Raw genomic sequence first — 24462 nt, forward strand, 5'->3', positions numbered from 1 at the left:
TGGAGTGTGAGCGTACCGGGCAGTGGTTTATTGGCGTCAATGGTCAACCCGTGTTAACAGATGGTACGGTGATTATTGGTACCTATGGTAACTTGGTCATCAATCTTGATGGTTCATATGTCTACACACCGAACTCAGCAGCGGCAGGGATTGGTCAAGTCGATCACTTTACTTATGTCTTAAGAGATTCAGCAACGGGTGATCTGGCTCAAGCGACACTGAACATCCAATTAAGCTCTGTGAAAGCAGCCGATAACCTTGCTGTCGCAGAAATTAATCCAGAAGCCTTGCTTGTTACTGATGATCTTGCTCTTGGTAGTGCGAGTTATCTGGCTGCCGTTTCTCTGGCTGGATTGAACTTGCAATTGTTAGGAAATGCCACAATTGCATTTAATGTTGATGCCGATCGTGAAGGAACTGCAACATTTACATTCAGCGGATTACTGACTGCGAATGTATTGAGCGACTATACATTGGTTCTTCAAAAATATGATGCAACAACACAACAATGGATCTCTATTGGTGGTACTAATCCACAAGCGACATTGGTTGATTTATCCCTCATTGGTGGGGTTGCAACTGCGGTGGTGGAAGGTTTGGAAGCAGGCCAATATCGTGCCTTCATTGGTTATGAAGGCTTGTTGGGTGTTGGTTTAGGTGGAACATTGACAGGTACAATGGATGTTTATAATCCATATGTTGTGGCTGGATATTCAGTTGATCCTATCTCTGGTAACGTCATTAAAGATGTTGGTCTGAATGGTGCGGTTGATGCAGCAAGTCACAATGCCATTATCTCAATGGTGAATAGCAATCCAGTAAGTGCAACAGGAACAACAACCGTTGTAGGTACTTACGGCACTTTGGTAATCGATCAACATGGTAACTATACTTACACACCAAATGCCAATGGACTGAATCTCGGTAAAGTTGATGAATTTACCTATACCTTAAAAGATCCAGTAACAGGCAATACTTCGCAAGCTGTTCTCTATATTCACTTGGATAGTAGTGGTGTCGATATGACTTGGAATCCAGCGGACCCATCTCAACCTGCTGTGATTACAGGTCCAGTGCCTGTAGATGCAATGGATAACGTTGCGTCAGCTGAGATTGATCTGGTTTATCCAACAACGACACAGTTCTTTGATAATGCAATCAGCTACAACTGGTTACTCGGTGTCGGTGGTATTGTGATCGGAACCAAAGAGGGCACAGCAACCTTCACTGTTGCTCCAGGACATATTACAGAAGCAATTTTCGCGGTGAACTTTGGTTCAGTTGCGACGGTTGTTGATGGTTTACATGTGGTGTTAACCCGAGTTAACCCAGACGGTACGCGTACGGTAGTTGCGGATAGTTCTAATGCGGGTATCCTTGATTTACTCGGTATTTTTGGCTCTGAAGTGAAATTCAAAGTGGATAATCTAGGTGCAGGCACTTATGAGTTGTTCATGGAGAGCAACACACTTCTGACTGCTCTTGGTAATGTTACTGCGGATATCACCTTGAATCATGGTGACATTACTCAAGTACCGACATTGGTTGTAGATCCAGTCATAGGTAATGTGCTTGCAGATAACAATTCAGGTATATACGGCCCAGGTTATACGCCAGACTATATTACGACCACAACGGTTGTGACTTCGGTGACAGCTGAAAATGGTAATACAGCAGGTGTAAGCACAGGCTTAGCAACCATTATTGTGGGTGCATACGGTAGCTTAACCATTAATTCAGATGGTAGTTATAGCTATCAAGCGACAGCAAATACCTTGAATATTGGTAAAGTAGATAGCTTTACTTATACCGTGGTCGATCCTGTCACTGGTAGAACTGATACAGCCAACTTACATATCCAAATCGGTTCGCCAGATGTGGATGTTAATTGGAATGTTGCTAACCCAGGCGCAGATGCTGTTATCCCTGCACCAGTAGCAAACGCAGATACTAATGATGCAACAATTAGTATGAAGCCAGTCACTGATGCGGCTGTCGATGTAGCAAGTGGTAACGTAACCATCGGTAATTTAGCTGGTTTCCCTCCACTTCCTGTATTGAGTAGTACGGTTACATCGAACCAATTTGTTATTGCTGCAAATTCGGTGAGTGATGTACATGTTGCATTGAATTATACGACAGCAGGTGTATCAGTCTTACCAACTGCTGGTTATACCATTCAACAATTCGTTGGTGGTTCGTGGGTAAATACTGTTTATACCGGATCTGCGACAACTATACTTGGTGGTCTTGGTGCTTCAGCATTCTCTGCCGATATCGCACATTTATCAGCTGGCACATATAGAGTCGAGTTTAGCCTAGCAGGAGTGAGCGTTGGAGCACTTACACTTGATTCTGTAGTGACAACCAAAGCCACACACTTGAACACCTATACACCAGATAGCTTAACAGATTGGATTCACGGCAATATCTTGTTAGGTGATACTGCTGGTGGAGTGGCAGATACAAAAGATGCTTCTCAGTTGTTGGTTGAAGTCTCACCGGGCAATTATCAAATTGCGGCAGGCCAAGCGATTAATACGGGTGAAGGTACATTGTATCTTTACAATGATGGTTCGTATTACTACAAAGCACTTGATAGTGCAGCGAATGCAACCTTTGACTCAATTAACTACAAACTGGTCTCTGTGACTGGTGCTGAGTCTACCAGTACATTGACCATTAACTTAAGTCAAGAGTTGAATAGCCTTGCAGTCAGTACTTCTGCAAATGATACCTTCACGCTTGGTAATGGCTCTGATACCTTGATTTATAACACTTTGACAGCTGCAAGCGTTAACAGTGCAACTGGTGGTAATGGGGTAGATACTTGGACTGACTTCCATGTGGGCAATGTCGCGACGGATAGTCAAGCTGATAAGATTGATCTAAGTAATTTATTACTTGGTGATCCAACAAGCTTAACGCTTGGTCTGTATGTCTCGGTTAACTACGATGCGGCAACTCAAAATGCCACGATTAGTGTAGATCGTGATGGTTTAGGTCTCACTTATTCAAGTACACAGTTGTTGACACTGCATGTTGATGAACCGACAGCATCGTTAACACTGAATGATTTACTGAATAATGGACAAATCATTTACTAATCCAAATCCTTTACTTTAAAAAGAGAACCTTCGGGTTCTCTTTTTCATTTTGTGAAGTACATATAAATATATGCTATGGTGTTTAAAACACTTAAAAATTCTAAAAATTGAAGATATGAGCATTACAACGATTTCAGCACTCGAACAATTGATACATTTGCTGAGTGAGCAATTTTTTAAACAGGTACAGCCGCATATTGATGTGCCTAAAGCAGTGATCTTCTGTTCTTATGGAGAACAGACACAACGTTGCCAAGTTTGGCATTCAACCTGTTCAGATTTTGCTGATAGTCAACAACAATTATTTGATTTCTTAGAGCAACAATTCGCTGTAACTGAAAAGCTGCCTATATTTATGAAATTTGATGTTGCTTTTAATATCCAACAAGAAAATTGGCAAGACATTGAACAGACTTTAAAAAACCAATTCCATAATAATCATTACCGGAAAGGAATCAGTTTTGATGCAGATTTTAACTGTTGTTTCTTGGAGCAAGAGCTATACGGCAAAGCCATGATTCGTGCGCTGAGCTATAACACGCCTAACTTTATTGATGAGAAAAACCTAAATAGTAGCCTTTTAAAAAAATATCCAAATCAGCACCGCACTATAAAAATTGAAGAGCTTCAACAACTCTGGACGTTTGATACTCATGCTGTGTTTTATGAAGCAGGGCAGTTGATTCCTTTGCAGAGTCAGTTCACTGAAAATGGCGTGCGTTATCTACTGGAACCGAAAAAACAGCATTTTAAAAAGATGATTGAAGGGAATGCCCAATTTCTCTATCAGCAAATCCAAAGTGATGGGCGATTCGCTTATGGTTTTTTCCCTGCCTATGATCGTGAAATCCGAAGCTATAATACGGTTCGGCACTGTACGTCGGTTTATGCCTTGCTCGAAACTTTAGCAATTCAATCACATCAGGCTTATATCGAAAAAATTCAGGCGGCGATTGCTTATGCTTTGCAGCATTTCTATATCGAGAAACAGACGAAATTGGCGTATATGCTGGATGGTAATGAAGCGACAGGTCTAGATGAAATCAAGTTAGGTGCCAATGCCGCAGCGATTTTAATGCTCAGCAAATACCAAGAAATCACAGGAGATGATCGCTATCTAGTTTATGCACAGGCTTTAGCCAATGGTATTTTATCAATGGTCAATGATGCAGGCGAAACCACGCATGTATTGCATTACCCAAGTTATGAGATTAAAGAGAAATTCCGCATCATTTATTATGATGGCGAAGCAACCTTGGCCTTATTACGTCTTTACCAGCTTCAAGCAGATCAAAAATTACTTCAAACCGTCAAATGTATGTTTGAACGCTTCATAGAAAAAAAATATGACCGTTATCATGACCATTGGCTCAGCTACTGCAGCAATGAACTGACCAAAATCTGCCCCGAAGAAAAATATTTCCAGTTTGGTCTGAATAATTATTTAAGGCATCTGGTGTTTATCCGCAACCGTAAAACAGCTTATGCCACTTTGTTGGAAATGATGATGGCAGCCTATCAAATGGTTCTTCGGATTCGGGCACTTGGTTTAGAACATTTGTTTGAGAAGGCACAATTCGATGATTTAAAAAAGCTGATTGAGTTTCGGGCTGAGTTTCAGCGCACAGGATTTTTCTATCCAGAAGTCGCCATGTATATGGCACGGCCAGATAAAATCTTGAATGCCTTCTATGTGCGGCATGATCGTTTTCGTGTACGGATTGATGACCAAGAACATAATCTTTCTGGCTATGTTGCTTATGTTCAGCACTTTGAAACGGAAGCTTGAGGATGGAATCAATGAGTACGCCTCAAGAAATCAAAATTATTAGCCAGATAGGCAACCAAGACTTTCAATCTCCTGTTTGGCAGACAGAAATTTCAGGGGATTGTTCAGCTTGGATTCTATTGTATATGGCTTTAGAGGCAGTTGTTGACGGTCAGTTACAACTTGAAGATCTGATAGTTGTTGATTCAACTCTCCAAGCGAAGCAAATGGATTCCTCTGATTTGATCTGGAACCCAAGCAATTCAGTTTTACAGTTATTGCAATATCTCAGCTTTACTCAAAGCCATGCTGCCCAACAGTTACTAGGTTGCCATCTGTTTGGAAATTGGCAACAAGCAGAAATTGAAATCGCCAATAAAGCAGGGCAGTTTGGATTGAACATTCAGCATCAATCTACTGCGAACAAAAATACCCTGCAAAAACTCTATGGTTTAGCCGAATCCATCTTTAATCTACCGATTGAATTGCTGAAGCAGGTTTTTGTGAAAGGACTCAAGATTAATGAACAGGAGATTGCTTCTATTCATTCATTATTGACCTGCACACAACTTGATGCAGTGATTTATCTCACTGATCAAAAACACGATTACTTTTTTTCTTATCGTCATCAAAATCAGACACTCGGTATTTTTCTGCTCTTAGATCAGTTGCATCGTATTGATCATTTGGTGCCGTACTATCATTTTTTCCAACAAGGTCTATTACAAACTAAACAACTACAAGCCAAAACTGAATGGATCAATATTCTTGGTGATACCTATTTGGGTGAGTTTTATACCGAAAAAAGAAAAAACAAAGGCATAGATGATGCTTTACAACGTTATGGTTATAGCCATTCTTTTGAAGCAATTAAACAATTTTTTGGGTCTGATGATATTAATATTGCTAATTTAGAAGCAGTTTTCAATCTTGAAGAAAATTCAATTTTAGCAGGAAGAAAAGACTATATTTTGGGAGCAAAAGCTCAGGAAACCTTAGCTGAATTTAAACGTGTTCATCTCAATACTTTGTGTTTGGCCAATAATCATTTAAAAGACTATGGTGAAGCCAGTCTAAAATATACTTTAGGTCAGTTAGAACTCGCTAATATTGACTTTATTGGGGCGGGTGAGAATCAACAACAGGCACATCAATGTCTAGAAATTAAAAATAATCAGGGGCAATGCTTGGCTATTTTTAATGGCTATTGGCATAGAAGAGCTGCCTATCAAGCGTATGATTTTTATGCACTCGGTAACAGTGCTGGGGTGGCCTGTCTCAATGCGATTTTATTCGAACAGCTGATGCAATATCGTTTAGCGCATCCAACCCATAAAATTATGGTGATTTGTCATTGGGGTGTGGATTTTAAATTGATCCATCCTGAGCAAGAAAAACTGTCCAAGGTACTGACTCAGATTGGGGCTGATGTGGTGATTGGTCATGGCGCTCATACCATTCAGCCAATTCAAACGATTCATCAAAAGCCTGTTATTTTTGGCATTGGCAATGGGGTATTTAATAGCAATGGTCATTTTGAAAAATATCAGGCCTTGCCTTATGGGGCTGTTGTTCGAATCAATTTAAGCCAATCGCAATTAAAGCTGTATCCAATTTATACCCATAATCAGAAGACCTTTTGGCAACCTCACGTTGTTGATGAGATGCAATTTGAACAGGCAAAATCATTATTGACCCATCAATTAGATCCAGCAAATTACATTGTGGGGCAGGATGATTTAGGTCATTATCTTCAGCTTAACTTTTAAGGATATTGGTTGTAATTGTTGAGCATGATGTTCAGTTGTTCTTTGTTAAATCCCAGATTGCGTAAGCCACCACTGCCTAAGCGACAATCATAACTGCTCATAATATTGGTCGGTGTGGTTTTGGTCGCTTTAGGTGAACAAACATGACTGAGACCGAAAGCATGTCCCATTTCATGGATACTGGCAGCTTGGGTTTGGTAATTGAGCCGTTCCCAATCAATCAAAATAAAAGGTTGCCCTTGATTGCGGAATCCCCAACTGGTGATATCGGCATCTTTTAATTTTTCGCCATAAGAATCATAAATAATAAACAGCACTTCCTTGCTCTTTCGGCGAGGGAAGCAGGTTCTGACCGCACTAGGTAAATTGTCTGGAACGATGGCTTTGGATTGGCTTAGTTGATTGGCGAGATCACATTTACGTTTACTAAAATCTTGATAGGAATAGTAACGATGAATTTTAAACTTAAAGATTTTTTGATTATTTTCATCGACAAAGTATCGGTTCAAAATTGCCAGTTCTTTATACATTTGTGCTTTACGATCTAGGGCTTTTACTTCTGGACGATTGCTAGTCACAATAAAACTGACATTGACTACAGGTAAATGGTCTACATCTAGCGGATACTGATAGGGTAATTTTTTTATCGGGGCTTTTTGAGTGGTACAAGATGCACTAAAGATCAGACATAATAGCGTCAGGGCAGTGATTTTTAACCGCATTTTTTGTTCTCTCAAATGGTCGCGTTTTAATTATTGTAAAGCTAGCTTTTCGCATGATTTTTATTATCTTAGCAGATTTTTGGAGCTTGTATGGTGCAAGATACCAATGAACTACATCGGCAAATTTTAGAAGTGATTGCCTTGATTCCTTATGGAAAAGTAGCAAGTTATGGACAAATTGCCAAGTTGGCAGGTTTGCCTAAACATCCACGTTTAGTGGGTTATGTACTCAAGCATTTAGATAAAGATAGTGAGATTCCTTGGTATCGTGTGATTAATTCACAAGGCAAGATCAGCGTGACTCGAATCAATGAGAAAGGGGAAAATGTTCAACAGGCGTTGTTGGAACAAGAAGGGGTCTATTTGTTAAATGGTAAGGTCAGTTTAAAAATCTTTGCTTGGCAGCCTTAAATAGTTTTGGACGAATCAGAATTAATATTGAAATTAGCTTACGGTTTATTTACAATCCAGATACATAAAGTTACATTGAAATAATTTTGGTATTTAAATGAAAAAACTGTCTGTTATTTTCGGGGTTGTCGCACTAAGTTTATCTGGGTGTGCAAGTATTATATCGGGTAAAACCCAAACCATGACATTCCAAAGTACGCCAGAACTTAGTGATATTACAATTTTAAATCGTGATGGCAAGAAAATTCATGTTGGAAAAGCACCTATAACCGTAAGTCTGAATCGTGGGGCTGGTTTCTTTGTTCCTGAAAGATATACGGTTATCTTTGAAAAAGAAGGTTATGAAAAGAAAGAAATCAAAGTTACTTCGAGCATGAATGGTTGGTATATCGGGAATATTTTATTTGGTGGGGTAATTGGCTTGTTAATTATCGATCCTGCGACTGGGGCGATGTATAGTTTAAATACAAAAGATACCAACGTTGTTCTAAATGACTTAAAGAAAGAAAATCTTCAAGCCAATGCTCAATCATTAACAATTGTTTCTACGAATGTGCTTTCTGAAGAAGTTTTAGAAAAAGCAAAACCAATTCAATAAAAAGCTTAGTAATAAAACAATAAAAAAGCATGCTAAATATTTATCATGCTTTTTTAATATTTCTAAATGATTAATATAAATTATCAACGTACAATTAATACTGGAATGTGACTTTCCGCTAAAACTTTCTGTGCCACACTACCGAGTACAAATTGTTTAAAGCCTGTTCGTCCATGAGAACCCATAATAATCAGATCTGCACCTAGGTTTTGCGCCGCACCAATAATTTCCTGATGGACTGAAAAGCCTTCTAAGACTTGAGTGGCGACGGTAAGCCCATGTTCTTCAAACTTTTGCTCAGCTTTAGTTAAATTCTCTTGAACATAGCCTCTGACACGTTCAATCAAATCATTGCTTTGTCCCATACGCACATAGGCATCGGCGAGATAGGGATCTAAGGTCATTACTTCAGCAACCGTGATTTCACTGTTTAAAGCCTTTGCGAGTTGAGCTGCTTCTCGAATGACATTTGCCGCAATTTCAGAGTCATCGATCGCCACTAAGATTTTTTGATAAGCCATGAGGGATACTCCTTATATTTATGATTTTGCATTGAATTAGGTATTTAAAAATTGTTTAAATTACAAGCTATATTGTTATAGTAAACCTCTTTGGAGATAAATAAAACCTAGCATTTTTATAGGGATAGTTATTATTTATAGCATTATGGTTAAGCTTGAAAGAGTTTAAGAATAGATGAAATTTCCATAAAAATAAAAGCATGTATCATCATGATTTATCTATAAAAGCAGTCTTAATCACGCTCAAAGAATTGAATCAGTGCATCAACATTATCCGTCTGCAATTGTTCACGCATTTTCAAAATCTGTTTTTCATCTAAGTCATAAAGTTTAAGGGAAAGCAGTTTTTCAATGTCTTGTTCAGGAAAGCGGTATTTGATGACTTTGGCTGGGACACCACCGACAATCGCATAGGGTGGTACATCTTGGGTGACCACAGCACCTGTCGCCACCACAGCACCTTCACCCAGTTTCACACCTTGCATGATCATGGCACGGCTACCAATCCAGCAACCATCGGCAATGATTGTATCACCCGCAGGTTGAAAGCTACGTGTATCAAAAGGGAAGGTTGAAATCCAATCAGGGCGGTGCAATTGGTTGCCACCCATCATGATCACACATTCCGCGCCAAAGCAGACAAAGTTGCCAATATGTAGTTGGTCAATTGGTTTTTCAGCTGTCGAGGCTTTGTCATGTAGATAACGCACCACACAGCGTTCAAAACCCTGATCCCAATAAGCCGAATAATAAGAGTAATTGCCTTTGATATGGATATTCGGATTGTTTACCGTTTTAGCAATAAATTCGAACTCACACCAATGTTTAATAGGGGAGTTGATTAACTTTTCGGACATAAAGGAGATATAAAAAATAGGGAATTCGCCATTATACCGAATTGTAATTCAAGCTGAACCAATAATCTCAATTCAGCCTGTGAGCCGGCGGCTAAGTACTGTGAGGAATACGCGCAATGACTTTAATCTCAAAGTCAAAACCTGCCAACCAGGTTACGCCAATAGCAGTCCAGTTGGGATAAGGTTTTTGTGTAAATATCTGATTTTTAACTTTCATGATTTTATCGAATTGTTGTTCAGGATCAGTATGAAAAGTGGTGACATCAACAATATCATCGAAAGTGCAGCCAGCCGCTGCTAATGTCGCCGCTAAATTTTTGAAAGCTTGTTCTACCTGTTGTTCGAAATCGGGTTCTGGCGAGCCATCTTTACGGCTACCTACTTGCCCTGAAACAAAGAGTAAATCTTTAGATTGAATTGCAGCTGAATAACCATGCTGTTCATATAAAGCGTGGCGGTCTTGGGGAAATATCGCAGTTCTGGTCATGTCTGTTCTCCTTCAATATTTAAAATTTAAAGCCGCAATCCGAAAGTTGTTTAACTTTCACATACGCCTCGTATGTAAACATAATTGACATACGAGGCGTATGTCAATTAAAATTTTTGTGATGATTGATTGGTGACATACATGTCTGTTCGTGAACGAAAGATGGCGGAAACCCGTACAAAACTGATTGAAGTAGCACGTCGTGCATTTGCTGAATATGGCTATGCCGATACTTCAATGGATAAACTCACGGCAGAAGCAGGACTAACTCGTGGAGCGCTATACCATCATTTTGGTGATAAGCGTGGTTTGTTTGCAGCAGTTGTTGATCAGATTGACTCGCAGATGGCTGAATATGCTCAGCAGCATTTGGAGCAACCTGATGATCTTTGGGAAGGATTATTGCTTGAAGGGCAGACTTATATTAAAAATGCTTTAAATCCTGAGTTTCAGCGTATTGTGTTACGTGATGGACCTGCTGTGCTGGGTGATCCAGCGCATTGGCCAAGTCAAAGCAGATGCCTGCAGTCTACGCGTGAGTGCGTTGAGCAACTTTTGGCGGCAGATCGAATTAAAATGGTAGATCCAGAAGCTGCAGCAGTATTTTTAAATGGCGCGGCCATGAATGCTGCATTATGGGTGGCCTCTAGCGAAAATCCTGAACAGTTACTTCCTGAAGCCTTAAATGCTTTTCAAATTTTCGCATCAGGTTTTTTGAAAAATATATAGCTAATTATATTTTGATCCAGCATCTGAAATATAAAAAACCCCTCAAAATGAGGGGTTAATTGCATATAGAATATTAAATATATTCCACACTCACGATTTCGTATTCAACTTCACCTTGTGGTGTTTGAATTTTTGCTTCGTCGCCTTCGTTCTTACCTAAAAGACCACGTGCAATCGGTGAGTTCACTGAGATTTTATTGATTTTAAAATCTGCTTCGTCATCACCAACAATTTTATAAGTCTTACGTTCTTCGGTATCAAGATTTTCAATCGTTACAGTCACGCCAAAGACAACACGGCCATTTTGCTCAAGTGTTTTGACATCAATTTCTTGTACTGCGCCCAGTTTACCTTCGATATCCTGAATACGACCTTCGCAGAAACCTTGCTGTTCACGCGCAGCATGATATTCAGCATTTTCCTTTAAATCACCGTGTTCACGAGCTTCAGCAATCGCTTGGATAATACGTGGGCGATCCACTGTCTTGAGCTGTTGTAATTCTTTCTCTAAGGCAACCTTGCCTTCGGGAGTCATAGGATAACGTTGCATTCTGGTCCCCTCTAAATTGGTTGGGAAAATACAGGATTAAAAAAAGAAAAAGCCCGCCACCGATAAGGTGACGGGACTTTATCGGTAGAGAATTAACCTACAGTTTGTAAATCTTGCAAGCGGTATACATCCATTGGCAATTTCACAGCAAATGCTTGGCAAACTGCTTCAGCACCGTTAATTGTCGTGGTGTAATACACCTTGCCTTGGAGGGCAGCACGACGAATCATGGCAGAATCATACTGAGCTTGTTTGCCTTCAGTTGTGTTGACAATAAGATGAATTTCACCATTTTTCAAGCGGTCAACAATATGTGGGCGACCTTCGGTCACTTTATTGACTGCTTCGCACTCAATGCCTGCTTCTTTTAGGACACGATGCGTACCATTGGTTGCAACAAGCTTAAAGCCATAAGCGATTAACTGTTTTGCAATGTCGGCAATGTATTTCTTATCTGATTCACGAACAGATAAGAATGCATGTTTGACTTCGCCTTCGGTTGGTAAGCCCGGTAAACGTTCATTTGAACCAAGCACTGCTTTGTAGAATGCTTCACCAAATGTTTTACCAACGCCCATCACTTCACCTGTAGATTTCATCTCAGGCCCAAGCATTGGATCTACGCCAGGGAATTTGGCAAATGGGAACACCGCTTCTTTAACAGCAAAATGTGTTGGAATGATTTCTTTGGTGAAACCTTGTGATTCCAAAGATTGGCCAGCCATACAGCGAGCAGCCACTTTTGCTAAAGAGTCACCAATACATTTAGAAACGAAAGGAACGGTACGTGATGCACGTGGGTTCACTTCAAGGATATAAATGTCGTCGCCTTTCACCGCAAACTGAACGTTCATCAAGCCAATAACGCCAAGCTCTTTTGCCATCGCAACCGTTTGACGACGCATCTCATCCTGAACTTCTTGTGAAAGCGAGTAAGGAGGAATTGAACATGCTGAGTCACCTGAGTGAATACCGGCTTGTTCAATGTGCTGCATGATACCGCCGATCACAACATCTTTACCGTCAGATACGCAGTCCACGTCAACTTCAGTTGCATCGTCAAGGAAACGGTCAAGTAGGACAGGGGCTTCATTCGACGCTTGTACTGCTTCACGAAGGTAACGTTTAAGTTCCTCTTCGTTATAGACGATTTCCATTGCACGACCACCCAATACATAAGATGGGCGAACAACTAGTGGATAACCCACTTTAGCCGCTTCAGAAATACCTTCTTCAGCAGATTTTACAATGCTGTTGTTTGGTTGACGAAGTTGTAGACGTTGAATCATTTGCTGGAAACGTTCACGGTCTTCTGCACGGTCAATTGCATCAGGAGATGTACCAATGATTGGTGTACCTGCTTCTTCCAAAGCACGTGCCAATTTCAAAGGTGTTTGACCACCGTACTGTACGATCACGCCTTTAGGCTTCTCGGTACGTACGATTTCAAGTACATCTTCAAGTGTTACTGGCTCGAAGTATAAACGGTCAGATGTGTCATAGTCGGTTGAAACAGTTTCAGGGTTACAGTTCACCATGATCGTTTCATAACCGTCTTCACGCATTGCAAGCGCAGCGTGTACACAGCAGTAGTCAAACTCGATCCCTTGACCAATACGGTTAGGACCACCACCAATCACCATGATCTTGTCACGGTTTGATGGATTTGCTTCACATTCTTCATCGTAAGTTGAATACATGTAAGCAGTACCAGATTCAAACTCTGCTGCACAGGTATCAACACGTTTGTAAACTGGATATACACCCAAGTTCCAACGTTGTTTACGGAATTGCTTTTGTGAAATACCCATCAAGTCAGCAATACGCAGGTCAGATAAACCTTTGCGCTTGAATGAACGGATATTGTCAGCATTTAAGTCACCAAAACCTAATGCTTTCACTTGAGCTTCAGTTTTAATGATGTCTTCGATTTGGATCAAGAACCAACGGTCGATCTTGGTTGCTTCAAATACGTCATCTAGAGAGAAACCATGACGGAATGCATCAGCAACGTACCAGATACGCTCTGGACCAGGAACTTTAAGCTCTTTTAAGATGATGTCTTTGGCATTGGCTGTACCAGCTTCAACTTTCTCGTCAAAGCCGCTTACGCCCACTTCAAGACCACGAAGTGCTTTTTGTACAGATTCTTGGAAGTTACGACCAATCGCCATCACTTCGCCCACAGATTTCATCTGAGTCGTTAGTACTGGCTCAGCTTGTGGGAATTTTTCGAAGTTAAAACGTGGAATCTTAGTGACAACATAGTCAATCGATGGTTCGAAAGATGCAGGTGTAATACCGCCAGTGATGTCATTTTTCAATTCATCAAGGGTATAACCTACTGCAAGTTTCGCCGCGATTTTAGCAATCGGGAAACCTGTTGCTTTAGATGCAAGTGCAGATGAGCGAGAAACACGTGGGTTCATCTCGATCACAACCATACGACCGTCTTTCGGGTTAATACCGAATTGAACGTTCGAACCACCAGTCTCTACACCAATTTCACGAAGAACTGCAACAGATGCATTACGCATCAATTGATATTCTTTGTCTGTCAATGTTTGAGCAGGCGCAACGGTGATTGAGTCACCTGTGTGAACGCCCATTGGGTCGAAGTTTTCGATCGCACAGACGATGATGCAGTTGTCGTTTTTGTCACGAACAACTTCCATCTCGTATTCTTTCCAACCAATCAAAGATTCATCAATCAATAATTGTTTGGTTGGAGAAAGATCGAAACCACGTTCACAGATTTCTAGGAATTCTTCGCGGTTATACGCGATACCGCCACCTGAACCACCCATCGTGAATGATGGACGAATGATCACAGGGAAACCGAAGCCTGCTTGAATCGCCAATGCTTCTTCCATTGTTTCAGCAATGGCAGCTTTTGGACATTCCAAACCAATTTTACGCATCGCGATATCAAACAGTTTACGATCTTCTGCTTTTTCAATCGCTTCTTTTGATGCACCAATCAATTCAACATTATATTTTTCAAGAACACCGTGCTCATCTAAAGCAAGGGCACAGTTCAATGCAGTTTGGCCACCCATGGTTGGCAGAACTGCATCTGGACGTTCTTTTTCAATGATTTGTGCAACTGTCTGCCAAGTGATTGGCTCGATATACGTCGCATCCGCCATTGCAGGGTCAGTCATAATGGTCGCTGGGTTAGAGTTCACCAAAATAACGCGATAACCTTCTTCACGAAGCGCTTTACATGCTTGCGCACCTGAATAGTCAAATTCGCAGGCTTGACCAATGACAATAGGACCAGCACCAATAATTAAGATGCTTTTAATATCCGTACGTTTAGGCATTATTCGCTCCGTAATTACTTCTTAGCTGCTTCGATAAGTTCGATGAAATGATCGAACAATGGGGCACAGTCATGTGGACCAGGGCTGGCTTCAGGGTGACCCTGAAAACTGAATGCTGGTTTGTCAGTGCGATGAATACCTTGGTTTGTACCATCAAACAGTGAGCGATGTGTCACTTTTAAGTTTGCAGGTAAAGTACTCTCGTCAACAGCAAAGCCGTGGTTTTGAGAAGTAATCATCACTGTACCTTTCTCAAGGTTTTGTACAGGATGGTTAGCGCCGTGATGACCATGATTCATTTTCATGGTTTTCGCGCCAGAAGCGAGCGCCAAAATTTGGTGACCCAAGCAAATACCGAATACAGGTAGGTTGGTTGTATCAACAATAGTTTTCACTGCTTCAATTGCATAATCACATGCTGCTGGATCGCCAGGACCATTCGATAAGAACACGCCATCTGGATTGAGTGTGAGCACTTTTTCAGCAGGGGTTTGTGCAGGAACAACAGTTAATTTACAACCACGGTCTGCAAGCATACGTAAGATGTTGGTTTTGACACCGTAATCGTATGCAACAACATGAAATTTTAATTCTGGTTGGGTGAAACCTTCGCCCAAAGTCCAAGAGCCTTCAGTCCATTCAAAACCTGTCGGATCACAGCATTCTTTCGCAAGATCTAGACCGTTTAAACCACCAAATGCACGTGCTTTTGCAATTGCTTCTTCTTCTGTAATATTTTCGCCAGCAAGGATGCAACCATTTTGTGCACCTTTGTCGCGTAGAATACGCGTCAATTTACGCGTATCAATATCAGCAATCGCAACAACATTATGTTGTTCTAAATATTCACTCAGTGATTGCTCAGCACGGAAATTACTATGTAATAAAGGCAGATCACGAATAATTAAACCATTCGCCCATACTTTATGGATGCGACCTGATTCAACGTCTTCACTATTACAGCCAGTATTTCCAATATGAGGATAAGTCAACGTCACAATTTGTTGTGCGTAGCTTGGGTCAGTCAAAATTTCTTGATAACCAGTCATGGCAGTGTTAAAAACGACTTCACCAGTCGTACTACCCGATGCACCGATAGACGTTCCTTTAAAGATCGTTCCATCTGCGAGGGCTAAAATGGCGGGGGTGCTCAAACCAAAGCTCCTGAACTAAGACCACAAAAATAGGGCTGTAAAAAAGCGAGAAGACATAAAAAAAGGCAGGCCGTCTTTAAAAAAACATGCCCCTCCTTCCAGTCTGCTCGCTTGTAACTTAACAGCGCATTATACGCATGAGTCGGTGAAAAGTCTATGTGTTTTATTTATTAAAGTCAGAATTTACCAATTTCTTTTATAAGCATTCGCAGGGCAGTGTCTATTGCAAAATCAATCATCCTTCTATCGATATCATGAGATATTATGCAAATTGTTAGACAATTTTTTTTGTGTTTGGGATGTGGCCGTTTTATCTTATATCTAGCCAAAAAATCAACAATCAATAAAGAGGGTAATCAAAATGGCTGAGAATCAAACCACACCTGCAACTGCTGAAGAAGTAAAAACTGCTGTAGTTGAAAAAACCACGAAAGCGAAAGAAGCTGTTGCTGAAAAGACTGCTGAAGTCAAAGAAGTGGTTGCTGAAAAAACTGCAAAAGCAAAAGAGGTTGTTGCAGAAAAAACTGCGAAGGCGAAAGAAGTGATTGCAGAAACTCAAGAGCAAGCCAAAGAAGTGATCGCTGAAACTCAAGGTCAAGTAAAAGAAGCTTTAGCTGAAACTCAAGAAAAAATTGAGGCTGAAGCGAAAGAATTGAATCAAAACATTCAAAACCAGCTGACTCAAATCAAGCAAGATCTTCTAGAGCGTATTGAAGTGATTAAGACTCAACTTAATTCATCGCAAGGTAACTTACTTGAACTTAAAAATGCATTGAAAATTGAATTAAATGCATTGATTGAAGACCTGACCAAAGTAAGCAAAGAACTGAAAGATGACATTAGCCAGATTTCAGTGAAGCACAAAGATACATTGGTAGGTAGCTTTAAACGCACTAAAGAACAAGCGGTTGAAGCTTGGAATAAAGTACGTGCTAGCTAATTAATTGCAGGCATAAAAAAAGCGAGAATTTTTCTCGCTTTTTTTATTTTTTAAATTTAAAACTGATGTAACCAATCACGTTTGTTATGAAAGTCAGCTTGAGGACTACTGTGTTGCATCGCAAAATACTGCATACCTTGCGTAGTTTCCAGAACAGCAGTCAAACCAAGATATACGTCAGCCCATTTTAATTCATGCTCGCGCATAAATTGCGACAAATCTAAACTGACATTTAAGCCATAATGGGTGCGCTGTAAATGATTCAATTCAATGTCATATGCTGCAATCGGCGGCATATTTTCAGGAAAACGGTATTCTTCAAATTGATAAACTTGCCAAGCCTGAGAAGGTGATAGATTAATTTCACGGTAGAGATCTTGATCTTTCACGCCGACAAAAATTTCAAAGCAAGTGTGTTCCCATAAAAAGTCTTGACGTGGATGTGCCGTGACTTGATTCGGGTAAATCAGAAATTGATTTGGGTCACGAACCCAAAAACCAACATTTAAGGTTGCTGGTGTTTGTTGCTCAATCGCTCCAACGACCGTAATGGCACTAAAGCGATCAAAGGCAGACAGCTCATAACTTGCCATCGTAATTACTTATTATTTAAATGAGCAAAACGAACCAAGTTAGACAGGTGTTGGTTTTGCTTTGCTGCTTTTTTATAAAGCAAAACAATTTTACCAATTTTCTGTACAGATTCTGCACCTGTTGCTTCAACAATGGCATCAATCACTGCAGCACGCGCATCACGGTCTTCACCCGCAATTTTCACTTTAATCAATTCGTGATCATTTAGCGCACGATTTGTTTCTTCAATGACGTTTTCTGTAAGACCTTGGCCACCAACCATTACCACTGGATTAAGTGCATGACCAATTTGACGTAAACGTTTACGTTCATGGATAGATAAAGCCGCCATTAAAAATACCTGATTGGAAAAACGACCTAGTATAACTTGCATCCCGATTCTAAGATAGATTCAGAAGACAAGCACTTGAAACAAATATGTGAAAATTGCTGAAATATCCAATGATGATGATCGAAAAAAATCTGTAAAAGTTCGTGTGAATGAAGTACATCCGTACTGTAATGAGAGTAATTTTCACGTACAATGACTCATCAGAAGTTTTTTGAAATTTAGTGAGTTATGGCGACACGCATTACCAATCAAAAATTGTCTAAAAGCAGTCGTGTGTGGATGCGAGAGCACTTAGATGACCATTTTGTGAAGAAAGCACAAAAGGAAGGTTATCGCGCACGCGCGGCATATAAGTTACTTGAAATCCAAGAAAAATATAAAATGATCAAACCTGGGATGACGGTTGTCGACTTAGGCGCGGCGCCAGGTAGCTGGTCGCAAATTGCAGGTAAATTGGTCGGATCAAATGGTTTAGTGATTGCTTCAGATATTTTGGCAATGGATGCTCTTCCAGATGTGACCTTCTTGCAAGGTGACTTTCGCGAGGAAGAAGTTTTCGAAAAATTGTTAAATATTTTAAATGGACGTCAAGTAGACGTTGTAATTTCAGATATGGCCCCCAATACATCAGGTAATAGGGCTGTTGATCAACCGCGTCAAATTTACTTATGTGAATTGGCTTTGGATTTTGCTCAGAAAGTACTCGGACCCAACGGACAGTTTCTTGTTAAAGTGTTCCAAGGTTCAGGATTTGATGAGTTCAGAAAACAAGTGGTCGATGGTTTTGATGTATTAAAAACAGCCAAACCTGCGGCTTCACGTGCTCGATCGAAAGAAGTTTTTTTGATTGGCCAAGGTCGTAAAAAGGCATTGCAATAAAAGTGTACTTGCCAAGTTGTTAAAAATTGTGCATTTTGTACCTTTTAAGTTTTTTGCAACGCAAATTCATTGCTGTTTTTGTGAAGGTCAGCCAAGATTAGGTATGATCAAATTAGATTGATATGGGAATAAAGCCTTGAGCGATTACTTCAAGAATGCCGTATTGTGGCTCATCATACTCGGTGTTTTGATTTTTAGCAACGTCAGTGACCGCAATAAGCCTGCAGCGATGAAATATTCTGATTTCGTTGCAGCGGTGAATGCTGGGCAAATTAAACAAGTCACAATTGACGGTTTAAATATTAATGGTGAAAAAACCAATGGCTCTGCCTTTGAGACGGTTCGTCCTCAAGTAGAAGACACTGAGTTGCTACCAAGCTTGAATAAACAAAATGTAGTTGTTGAAGGCACAGCGCCACAACGTCAAGGCATTTTGATGCAACTTCTCATTGCGAGTTTCCCTGTATTGCTCATCATCTTATTATTCATGTTCTTCATGCGTAATATGGGCGGTGGTGCAGGTGGCAAAAACGGTCCTATGAGTTTTGGTAAGTCAAAAGCAAAAATGTTATCTGAAGATCAAATCAAGTTAACATTTAGTGATGTTGCAGGCTGTGACGAAGCAAAACAAGAAGTGGTTGAAATCGTTGATTTCTTAAAAGACCCTGCTAAATTCAAACGCCTTGGTGCAACCATTCCACGTGGTGTACTCATGGTTGGTCCTCCAGGTACTGGTAAAACATTATTGGCGAAAGCCATTGCTGGTGAAGCTAAGGTTCCATTCTTTAGTATCTCTGGTTCTGACTTTGTTGAAATGTTTGTTGGTGTCGGTGCATCTCGTGTCCGTGACATGTTCGAGCAAGCAAAACGCCATGCGCCATGTATCATCTTTATTGATGAGATTGATGCAGTTGGTCGTCATCGTGGTTCGGGTACAGGTGGTGGTCATGATGAGCGTGAACAGACCCTGAACCAGATGCTTGTTGAAATGGATGGTTTTGAAGGCAATGAAGGCGTTATCGTTATTGCTGCAACCAACCGTGTTGATGTCTTGGATAAAGCATTGCTTCGTCCAGGTCGTTTTGACCGTCAAGTGATGGTTGGTTTACCAGACATTCGTGGTCGTGAACAAATCTTGAATGTTCACTTGAAGAAACTTCCTTCTGTTACAGGTGTAGATCTTAAAGTTCTTGCACGTGGTACGCCAGGATTCTCAGGTGCGCAACTTGCAAACTTAGTCAATGAAGCTGCATTGTTTGCTGCTCGCCGTAATAAAAACACGGTAGATATGCATGACTTTGAAGATGCAAAAGACAAGATCTACATGGGTCCAGAACGTAAATCGATGGTGATTCGTGAAGAAGAACGTCGTGCGACGGCTTACCATGAAGCTGGCCATGCCATTGTTGCTGAAATTTTGCCAGGTACAGACCCTGTGCATAAAGTGACAATCATGCCACGTGGTTGGGCATTGGGTGTGACTTGGCAGTTGCCTGAACAAGATCAGACCAGCCACTATAAAGATAAGATGTTGAATGAACTTTCTATCTTGTTTGGTGGTCGTATCGCAGAAGAAGTATTCATTAACCAAATGTCGACAGGTGCATCTAACGACTTTGAACGTGCAACCAAAATGGCACGTGCAATGGTAACCAAGTACGGTATGTCAGATCGCCTTGGTGTCATGGTTTATGAAGACGAAAACCAAAGTGGTTTCTTCGGTAATGTGGGTAGCCGTACGATTTCTGAAGCAACTCAACAAAAAGTTGATGAAGAAGTACGTCGTATCTTGGATGAACAGTATAAAGTTGCGCGCGACATCTTGGAAAATAACAAAGATATCGCACATGCAATGGTGAAAGCGTTGATGGATTGGGAAACAATCGATCGTGATCAAATCCGTGACATCATGGAAGGTCGTGAGCCGCAACCACCTAAAGTTTATGTTGCTGAAAATCCTGTGGCTGCATTTGAACCGCCGAAAGATGGTCCATCTACTCCACCACCATTACCAGCAATGGGCTAATCAAAGATAAAATAAAAAGAGCGACTTCGGTCGCTCTTTTTTTGTCTCGATTTTGGCCTAAACTGAAAATAAATCAGCTATGCACCAAGCTCTGTCTTGTTAAAATAAACATATTCCAATGTGGAGCGTTTTGATGCAGTTGATGCCCTTAGCACAATGTAAGTTACAGTGCGGCCGTTTTAGGTTAGACCTCTCCCAACCCCAAGTGATGGGGATTTTAAATGTCACACCTGATTCATTTAGTGATGGTGGGCAACATCATCAAAAAGACCAAGCCATTCAACATGCGTTGCAGATGATGCAAGATGGGGCCAGCATTATTGATATCGGTGGTGAGTCGACTCGTCCGAATGCTTCAGCAGTTGCATTGGAAGAAGAAATTCGTCGTGTGATTCCTGTGGTTGAAGCATTATCTAAATACGATGTGATTATATCGATTGATACCAGTCAGCCAGAAGTGATGCGTGCAGCCGTTCAGGCAGGAGCACATATCTGGAATGATGTGCGTGCATTAACCCGCCCAAAGGCATTAGAAACGGCTGCTGAATTAAATATCCCTGTGGTGCTGATGCATATGCGTGGTGAACCGACTAATATGAATCAGCTTGATCAATATAATGATGTGACTGAAGATGTGATCTATGAATTGCAACAACGCTTAGATCAAGCCATTGCTGTTGGTGTTAAAGCTGAACATATTATTATTGATCCTGGTTTTGGCTTCGCTAAAAATGCCCAACAAAACTTTCAGTTATTGAATGAGTTCTGGAAACTCAATCGAATGGGCTATCCGATTTTATCTGGATTATCACGGAAACGTTTTATTGGTGAAGCCTTAAATGGTGTACCTGCTCAAGAGCGAGCGGTTGGTAGTGTGACAGGACATCTCTTAAGTATACAGCAGGGTGCGAGTATTGTTCGGGCACATGATGTTAAAGCCACCAGCGATGCGATAAAAGTCTGGAACATGATGCAAGCTTAAACGTTCTTGATGTGTCAGTAGAGCTTAAGGGCTCTATTGACTTGCTTGATCAGATTAAATATAACAAAGCTATAAAATAAGATAAGTGATATTAAAAATGGAAAATAAAACAATTACATATAAAAGTTTATGGGTGTTTGCCCTTATTCTGAGTCTTGGTTTTATTGTTTCTGCTGCCGTGATGGGGTATTCGCTTAAACAGTTCAATAGTACTAAAAATTCAATTACGGTCAAGGGGTTAGCAGAAAAACCGATTCAAGCGGATTCTGCACGCTGGGAAATCAACTTACAAACCAACCACACTTCAGACACGATTCCACAAGCCTATCAATTGCTTGATCAACAAATGAAAGCATTACAAGCATTCTTTGTTGAACATGGTTTTAAAGCAGCGGATATGCAGCTCGGTAATAAGAGTTCTCAATCTTATTATGAGGAAGTTGATACAGGCGAGGGACGAACCAAGCGTGAGTTTAAAGGCTATATCGCCTTGCAGTCTTTGGTCATTAGTAGTCGAGATATTAAGAAAATTGAACAGGCGGCAAAAGATGCTTATATGTTGGATGAAAAGGGCATTGCAATTGAACAGAAGCCTGAATATTTGGTTTCTAATTTAGAAGAAATCAAAATGTCGTTGATTGCCAATGCCACCAAGAATGCCTATAGCCGTGCCAATGAGTTTGCAAAAGTTGGTGGTGTGAAAGTGGGAATGATGCGTTCAGCCAGTCAAGGCGCATTCTATATTCTGCCTGAAAGTGGTTCAGATGATGACAGTGATTATGGGGGTGCTTATGACAAAGCCACCATCAATAAAATTGCCCGTGTGGTGGTGACCATCAATTATGCGATTGAATAACTTTTCAGCCTTGCGTTAAGTCAAGATGCTCTAAATAGATCGAAGGAAAGATACATACAAATACCATGTATCTTTCTTTTTTTGCATACAATCTTTGATTATCACCTTCATTTGAAAAGACAAAATAGAATTTAGGAATTTAAGTATGCACCAATCCACAAAAATATTAACACTGAGTTTGCTCAGCTGTATGATCATGGCTTGTAGTAATCCAGTCAAAGAACAGAGTCGCGTAGCAGTTGAAACAACAATGCCAGTGTCACCTGCACCAATGACCATGTCAAATCAGGGATTGGCACAAACTCGCAAGATGATTGCACCTGCATCTTATATTGCTGTCATGCCGACGATGGAAAGACCGCGATTAGAACAGAATACGGAAAAGTATCAAAAAAATGAGGTCAATCCTGTTTACCGTGTTGCGGATCAAGCTGTTTCAACTTTTAGTATTGATGTCGATACGGGAAGCTATACCAACACACGTCGTTTCTTGAATGATGGTCGTTTACCGCCTGTGGATGCAGTTCGTGCCGAGGAGATGATTAACTACTTTGATTATCAATATCCACAGCCAAATAGTATTCATCCATTTTCAGTGACCACGGAAACCGTAGATTCACCTTGGAAAGAAAATGCCAAACTGATCAAAATTGGTATTCAGGCTAAAGATCTCACCACCAAACAATTACCTCCTGCCAATCTGGTATTTTTGGTGGATGTCTCAGGTAGTATGGATGCAGCAGACAAATTGCCTTTGGTTAAACAAACTTTGCGGTTACTCACTGAGCAATTACGCCCTCAAGACAAAGTCACCATTATTACTTATGCCAGCGGTGAAAAACTGGTTCTAGAACCAACCTCTGGAAATGAAAGAGACAAGATTTTAGCCGTGATTAATGCCTTGCAGGCAAGCGGGGCAACCGCAGGTGAACAAGCGATTCAACTGGCCTATAAACAAGCTGAAAAAGCTTTGGTGAAAAACGGGATTAACCGAATTTTATTGGCGACAGATGGTGACTTTAATGTCGGTATTACCGATTTTAATACCTTAAAAGGCATGGTGGCTGAGAAACGAAAAAGCGGGATCTCGTTAACGACTTTAGGTTTTGGTACAGGCAATTACAATGAGCAGTTGATGGAGCAACTGGCAGATGCTGGGGATGGAAACTACAGTTATATCGATAATAAAAATGAAGCGAAAAAAGTGGTGCAGCGTCAGCTTTCCTCAACTCTGGCCACGGTCGCTCAGGATGTCAAAATTCAGGTGGAGTTTAACCCAGCTACAGTGAAAGAATATCGTTTAGTCGGTTATGAAAATCGGATGTTAAAGCAGGAAGATTTCAATAATGATAAAGTGGATGCAGGTGATATCGGGGCAGGCCATAATGTCACAGCAATTTATGAAATCATTCCAGTTGGTCAACAGGGCTGGCTCAATGATTCACGTTATCAGGAGTCTGCGAAAACAGATACAGCGAAAAAGTCTGAATATGCTTTTGTAAACTTGCGCTATAAATTACCAAACCAAGAAAAAAGTATTTTGCTCAATCAAGCAGTAAAGGCAGAAAGTAAAACCCTTGCACAGGCCAATAACGATACCCGTTTTGCGATTGCAGTGGTTTCCTATGCGCAGCAACTAAAAGGTGGCCAATATAATGGTGCCATGGGTTGGGATCAAATTATTCAGTTGGCACAGCAATCAGCAAAACCAGATCCTTATCAAATGCGAGAAGAGTTTGTGGAGCTGGCGAAGATTGCCAAAAGCTTAAGCGCCAAAAAAGATTAGACATCATTTAAAAAAAGCGGTCAGAAAAAACCGCTTTTTTTATGACTTAATATCGTGATTTTGGCCAGA

Annotated in this window: 21 protein-coding genes; 12 read left to right on the forward strand and 9 right to left on the reverse strand. The window is 40.7% G+C overall.

What is annotated here, in order from left to right; genetic code table 11:
• The 3 genes from F896_RS14935 to F896_RS14925 all read left to right on the forward strand — a co-directional run.
• Window positions 1-3107: BapA/Bap/LapF family large adhesin (locus F896_RS14935; RefSeq protein ID WP_016162811.1), on the forward strand; the 3107-nt coding region annotated here is incomplete at its 5' end.
• Window positions 3108-3222: 115 nt separating this feature from the next.
• A complete protein-coding gene (locus tag F896_RS14930; protein ID WP_032882073.1) occupies window positions 3223-4896 on the forward strand; it encodes a hypothetical protein in 1674 nt (557 codons plus the stop codon).
• An 11-nt stretch (window positions 4897-4907) separates the two neighbouring features.
• Window positions 4908-6644, forward strand: a complete 1737-nt coding sequence (locus F896_RS14925; RefSeq protein ID WP_016162813.1) for a CapA family protein — start codon at window positions 4908-4910, stop codon at window positions 6642-6644.
• Here F896_RS14925 and F896_RS14920 read toward each other — a convergent pair.
• Complete coding sequence (locus F896_RS14920; protein ID WP_016162814.1) at window positions 6641-7366, reverse strand: hypothetical protein; 726 nt, start codon at window positions 7364-7366, stop codon at window positions 6641-6643. The genes F896_RS14925 and F896_RS14920 overlap by 4 nt on opposite strands.
• Window positions 7367-7456: 90 nt before the next feature.
• Here F896_RS14920 and F896_RS14915 point away from each other — a divergent pair, with 90 nt between their 5' ends.
• Both F896_RS14915 and F896_RS14910 read left to right on the forward strand, forming a co-directional pair.
• Window positions 7457-7777 carry an MGMT family protein gene (locus tag F896_RS14915; RefSeq protein WP_016162815.1) on the forward strand — a complete coding sequence of 107 codons (321 nt, stop codon included), beginning with the start codon at window positions 7457-7459 and terminating at the stop codon, window positions 7775-7777.
• A gap of 97 nt (window positions 7778-7874) precedes the next feature.
• Window positions 7875-8375, forward strand: a complete 501-nt coding sequence (locus tag F896_RS14910; RefSeq protein ID WP_016162816.1) for a hypothetical protein — start codon at window positions 7875-7877, stop codon at window positions 8373-8375.
• 83 nt (window positions 8376-8458) lie between these two features.
• Here F896_RS14910 and F896_RS14905 read toward each other — a convergent pair whose 3' ends face one another.
• The 3 genes from F896_RS14905 to F896_RS14895 form a co-directional block, all read right to left on the reverse strand.
• Window positions 8459-8896 (reverse strand): universal stress protein, encoded by a 438-nt coding sequence (locus F896_RS14905; protein WP_004801609.1) that lies wholly within the window; start codon window positions 8894-8896, stop codon window positions 8459-8461.
• A gap of 233 nt (window positions 8897-9129) precedes the next feature.
• A complete protein-coding gene (locus F896_RS14900; protein WP_016162817.1) occupies window positions 9130-9753 on the reverse strand; it encodes a CatB-related O-acetyltransferase in 624 nt (207 codons plus the stop codon).
• Window positions 9754-9844: 91 nt separating this feature from the next.
• Entirely contained in the window at window positions 9845-10240 is a 396-nt protein-coding gene (locus tag F896_RS14895) for a RidA family protein (RefSeq protein ID WP_016162818.1), read from the reverse strand.
• A gap of 141 nt (window positions 10241-10381) precedes the next feature.
• Between F896_RS14895 and F896_RS14890 the strand changes: the two genes are divergently transcribed.
• Window positions 10382-10969 carry a TetR/AcrR family transcriptional regulator gene (locus F896_RS14890; protein WP_016162819.1) on the forward strand — a complete coding sequence of 196 codons (588 nt, stop codon included), beginning with the start codon at window positions 10382-10384 and terminating at the stop codon, window positions 10967-10969.
• A gap of 73 nt (window positions 10970-11042) precedes the next feature.
• On the opposite strand, the gene greA is transcribed toward F896_RS14890, so the two are convergent.
• The 3 genes from greA to carA all read right to left on the reverse strand — a co-directional run bounded on the left by greA (window position 11043) and on the right by carA (window position 15999).
• Window positions 11043-11519 carry a transcription elongation factor GreA gene (gene greA / locus F896_RS14885; protein WP_004651928.1) on the reverse strand — a complete coding sequence of 159 codons (477 nt, stop codon included), beginning with the start codon at window positions 11517-11519 and terminating at the stop codon, window positions 11043-11045.
• Window positions 11520-11611: 92 nt separating this feature from the next.
• Window positions 11612-14845: a carbamoyl-phosphate synthase large subunit gene (carB, locus tag F896_RS14880; RefSeq protein WP_016162820.1), complete on the reverse strand. Its 3234-nt coding sequence runs from the start codon at window positions 14843-14845 to the stop codon at window positions 11612-11614.
• Between the two features lie 14 nt (window positions 14846-14859).
• Window positions 14860-15999 carry a glutamine-hydrolyzing carbamoyl-phosphate synthase small subunit gene (carA, locus tag F896_RS14875; RefSeq protein WP_016162821.1) on the reverse strand — a complete coding sequence of 380 codons (1140 nt, stop codon included), beginning with the start codon at window positions 15997-15999 and terminating at the stop codon, window positions 14860-14862.
• A 361-nt stretch (window positions 16000-16360) separates the two neighbouring features.
• Here carA and F896_RS14870 point away from each other — a divergent pair, with 361 nt between their 5' ends.
• Complete coding sequence (locus F896_RS14870; protein WP_004801599.1) at window positions 16361-16939, forward strand: hypothetical protein; 579 nt, start codon at window positions 16361-16363, stop codon at window positions 16937-16939.
• Window positions 16940-16995: 56 nt separating this feature from the next.
• Here F896_RS14870 and F896_RS14865 read toward each other — a convergent pair whose 3' ends face one another.
• On the reverse strand, window positions 16996-17532 hold the full coding sequence (locus F896_RS14865; protein ID WP_016162822.1) for a DOMON-like domain-containing protein: 537 nt from the start codon (window positions 17530-17532) through the stop codon (window positions 16996-16998).
• A gap of 5 nt (window positions 17533-17537) precedes the next feature.
• Entirely contained in the window at window positions 17538-17864 is a 327-nt protein-coding gene (yhbY, locus tag F896_RS14860) for a ribosome assembly RNA-binding protein YhbY (RefSeq protein ID WP_004651934.1), read from the reverse strand.
• A 228-nt stretch (window positions 17865-18092) separates the two neighbouring features.
• On the opposite strand from yhbY, the gene rlmE reads away from it, so the two are divergent.
• From rlmE to F896_RS14835, 5 genes are all read left to right on the forward strand, one after another.
• The gene (gene rlmE / locus F896_RS14855; protein WP_004801593.1) at window positions 18093-18743 is read left to right on the forward strand and encodes a 23S rRNA (uridine(2552)-2'-O)-methyltransferase RlmE; all 651 of its coding nucleotides are present in this window, start codon (window positions 18093-18095) and stop codon (window positions 18741-18743) included.
• A 136-nt stretch (window positions 18744-18879) separates the two neighbouring features.
• The gene (gene ftsH / locus F896_RS14850; RefSeq protein ID WP_016162823.1) at window positions 18880-20769 is read left to right on the forward strand and encodes an ATP-dependent zinc metalloprotease FtsH; all 1890 of its coding nucleotides are present in this window, start codon (window positions 18880-18882) and stop codon (window positions 20767-20769) included.
• Window positions 20770-20902: 133 nt separating this feature from the next.
• Window positions 20903-21751, forward strand: coding sequence for a dihydropteroate synthase (gene folP, locus F896_RS14845; protein ID WP_016162824.1), 849 nt, complete (start codon window positions 20903-20905; stop codon window positions 21749-21751).
• Window positions 21752-21848: 97 nt separating this feature from the next.
• Window positions 21849-22607, forward strand: coding sequence for an SIMPL domain-containing protein (locus F896_RS14840; protein ID WP_016162825.1), 759 nt, complete (start codon window positions 21849-21851; stop codon window positions 22605-22607).
• 145 nt (window positions 22608-22752) lie between these two features.
• On the forward strand, window positions 22753-24393 hold the full coding sequence (locus F896_RS14835; protein ID WP_016162826.1) for a vWA domain-containing protein: 1641 nt from the start codon (window positions 22753-22755) through the stop codon (window positions 24391-24393).
• Window positions 24394-24462 lie beyond the last annotated feature (69 nt).

This window comes from Acinetobacter genomosp. 15BJ (genome assembly GCF_000400715.1).
GTDB lineage: Bacteria > Pseudomonadota > Gammaproteobacteria > Pseudomonadales > Moraxellaceae > Acinetobacter.

Bases quoted from the DNA above. Each gene is read 5' to 3' on its own strand.
- rlmE (WP_004801593.1), top strand. From the start codon at position 18,093: ATGGCGACACGCATTACCAATCAAAAATTGTCTAAAAGCAGTCGTGTG.
- F896_RS14925 (WP_016162813.1), top strand. From the start codon at position 4,908: ATGAGTACGCCTCAAGAAATCAAAATTATTAGCCAGATAGGCAACCAA.
- F896_RS14915 (WP_016162815.1), top strand. From the start codon at position 7,457: ATGGTGCAAGATACCAATGAACTACATCGGCAAATTTTAGAAGTGATT.
- F896_RS14890 (WP_016162819.1), top strand. From the start codon at position 10,382: ATGTCTGTTCGTGAACGAAAGATGGCGGAAACCCGTACAAAACTGATT.
- F896_RS14905 (WP_004801609.1), bottom strand. From the start codon at position 8,896: ATGGCTTATCAAAAAATCTTAGTGGCGATCGATGACTCTGAAATTGCG.
- greA (WP_004651928.1), bottom strand. From the start codon at position 11,519: ATGCAACGTTATCCTATGACTCCCGAAGGCAAGGTTGCCTTAGAGAAA.
- F896_RS14895 (WP_016162818.1), bottom strand. From the start codon at position 10,240: ATGACCAGAACTGCGATATTTCCCCAAGACCGCCACGCTTTATATGAA.
- F896_RS14840 (WP_016162825.1), top strand. From the start codon at position 21,849: ATGGAAAATAAAACAATTACATATAAAAGTTTATGGGTGTTTGCCCTT.
- F896_RS14835 (WP_016162826.1), top strand. From the start codon at position 22,753: ATGCACCAATCCACAAAAATATTAACACTGAGTTTGCTCAGCTGTATG.
- carB (WP_016162820.1), bottom strand. From the start codon at position 14,845: ATGCCTAAACGTACGGATATTAAAAGCATCTTAATTATTGGTGCTGGT.
- F896_RS14900 (WP_016162817.1), bottom strand. From the start codon at position 9,753: ATGTCCGAAAAGTTAATCAACTCCCCTATTAAACATTGGTGTGAGTTC.
- F896_RS14870 (WP_004801599.1), top strand. From the start codon at position 16,361: ATGGCTGAGAATCAAACCACACCTGCAACTGCTGAAGAAGTAAAAACT.
- F896_RS14865 (WP_016162822.1), bottom strand. From the start codon at position 17,532: ATGGCAAGTTATGAGCTGTCTGCCTTTGATCGCTTTAGTGCCATTACG.
- yhbY (WP_004651934.1), bottom strand. From the start codon at position 17,864: ATGGCGGCTTTATCTATCCATGAACGTAAACGTTTACGTCAAATTGGT.
- folP (WP_016162824.1), top strand. From the start codon at position 20,903: ATGCAGTTGATGCCCTTAGCACAATGTAAGTTACAGTGCGGCCGTTTT.
- F896_RS14920 (WP_016162814.1), bottom strand. From the start codon at position 7,366: ATGCGGTTAAAAATCACTGCCCTGACGCTATTATGTCTGATCTTTAGT.
- F896_RS14930 (WP_032882073.1), top strand. From the start codon at position 3,223: ATGAGCATTACAACGATTTCAGCACTCGAACAATTGATACATTTGCTG.
- F896_RS14910 (WP_016162816.1), top strand. From the start codon at position 7,875: ATGAAAAAACTGTCTGTTATTTTCGGGGTTGTCGCACTAAGTTTATCT.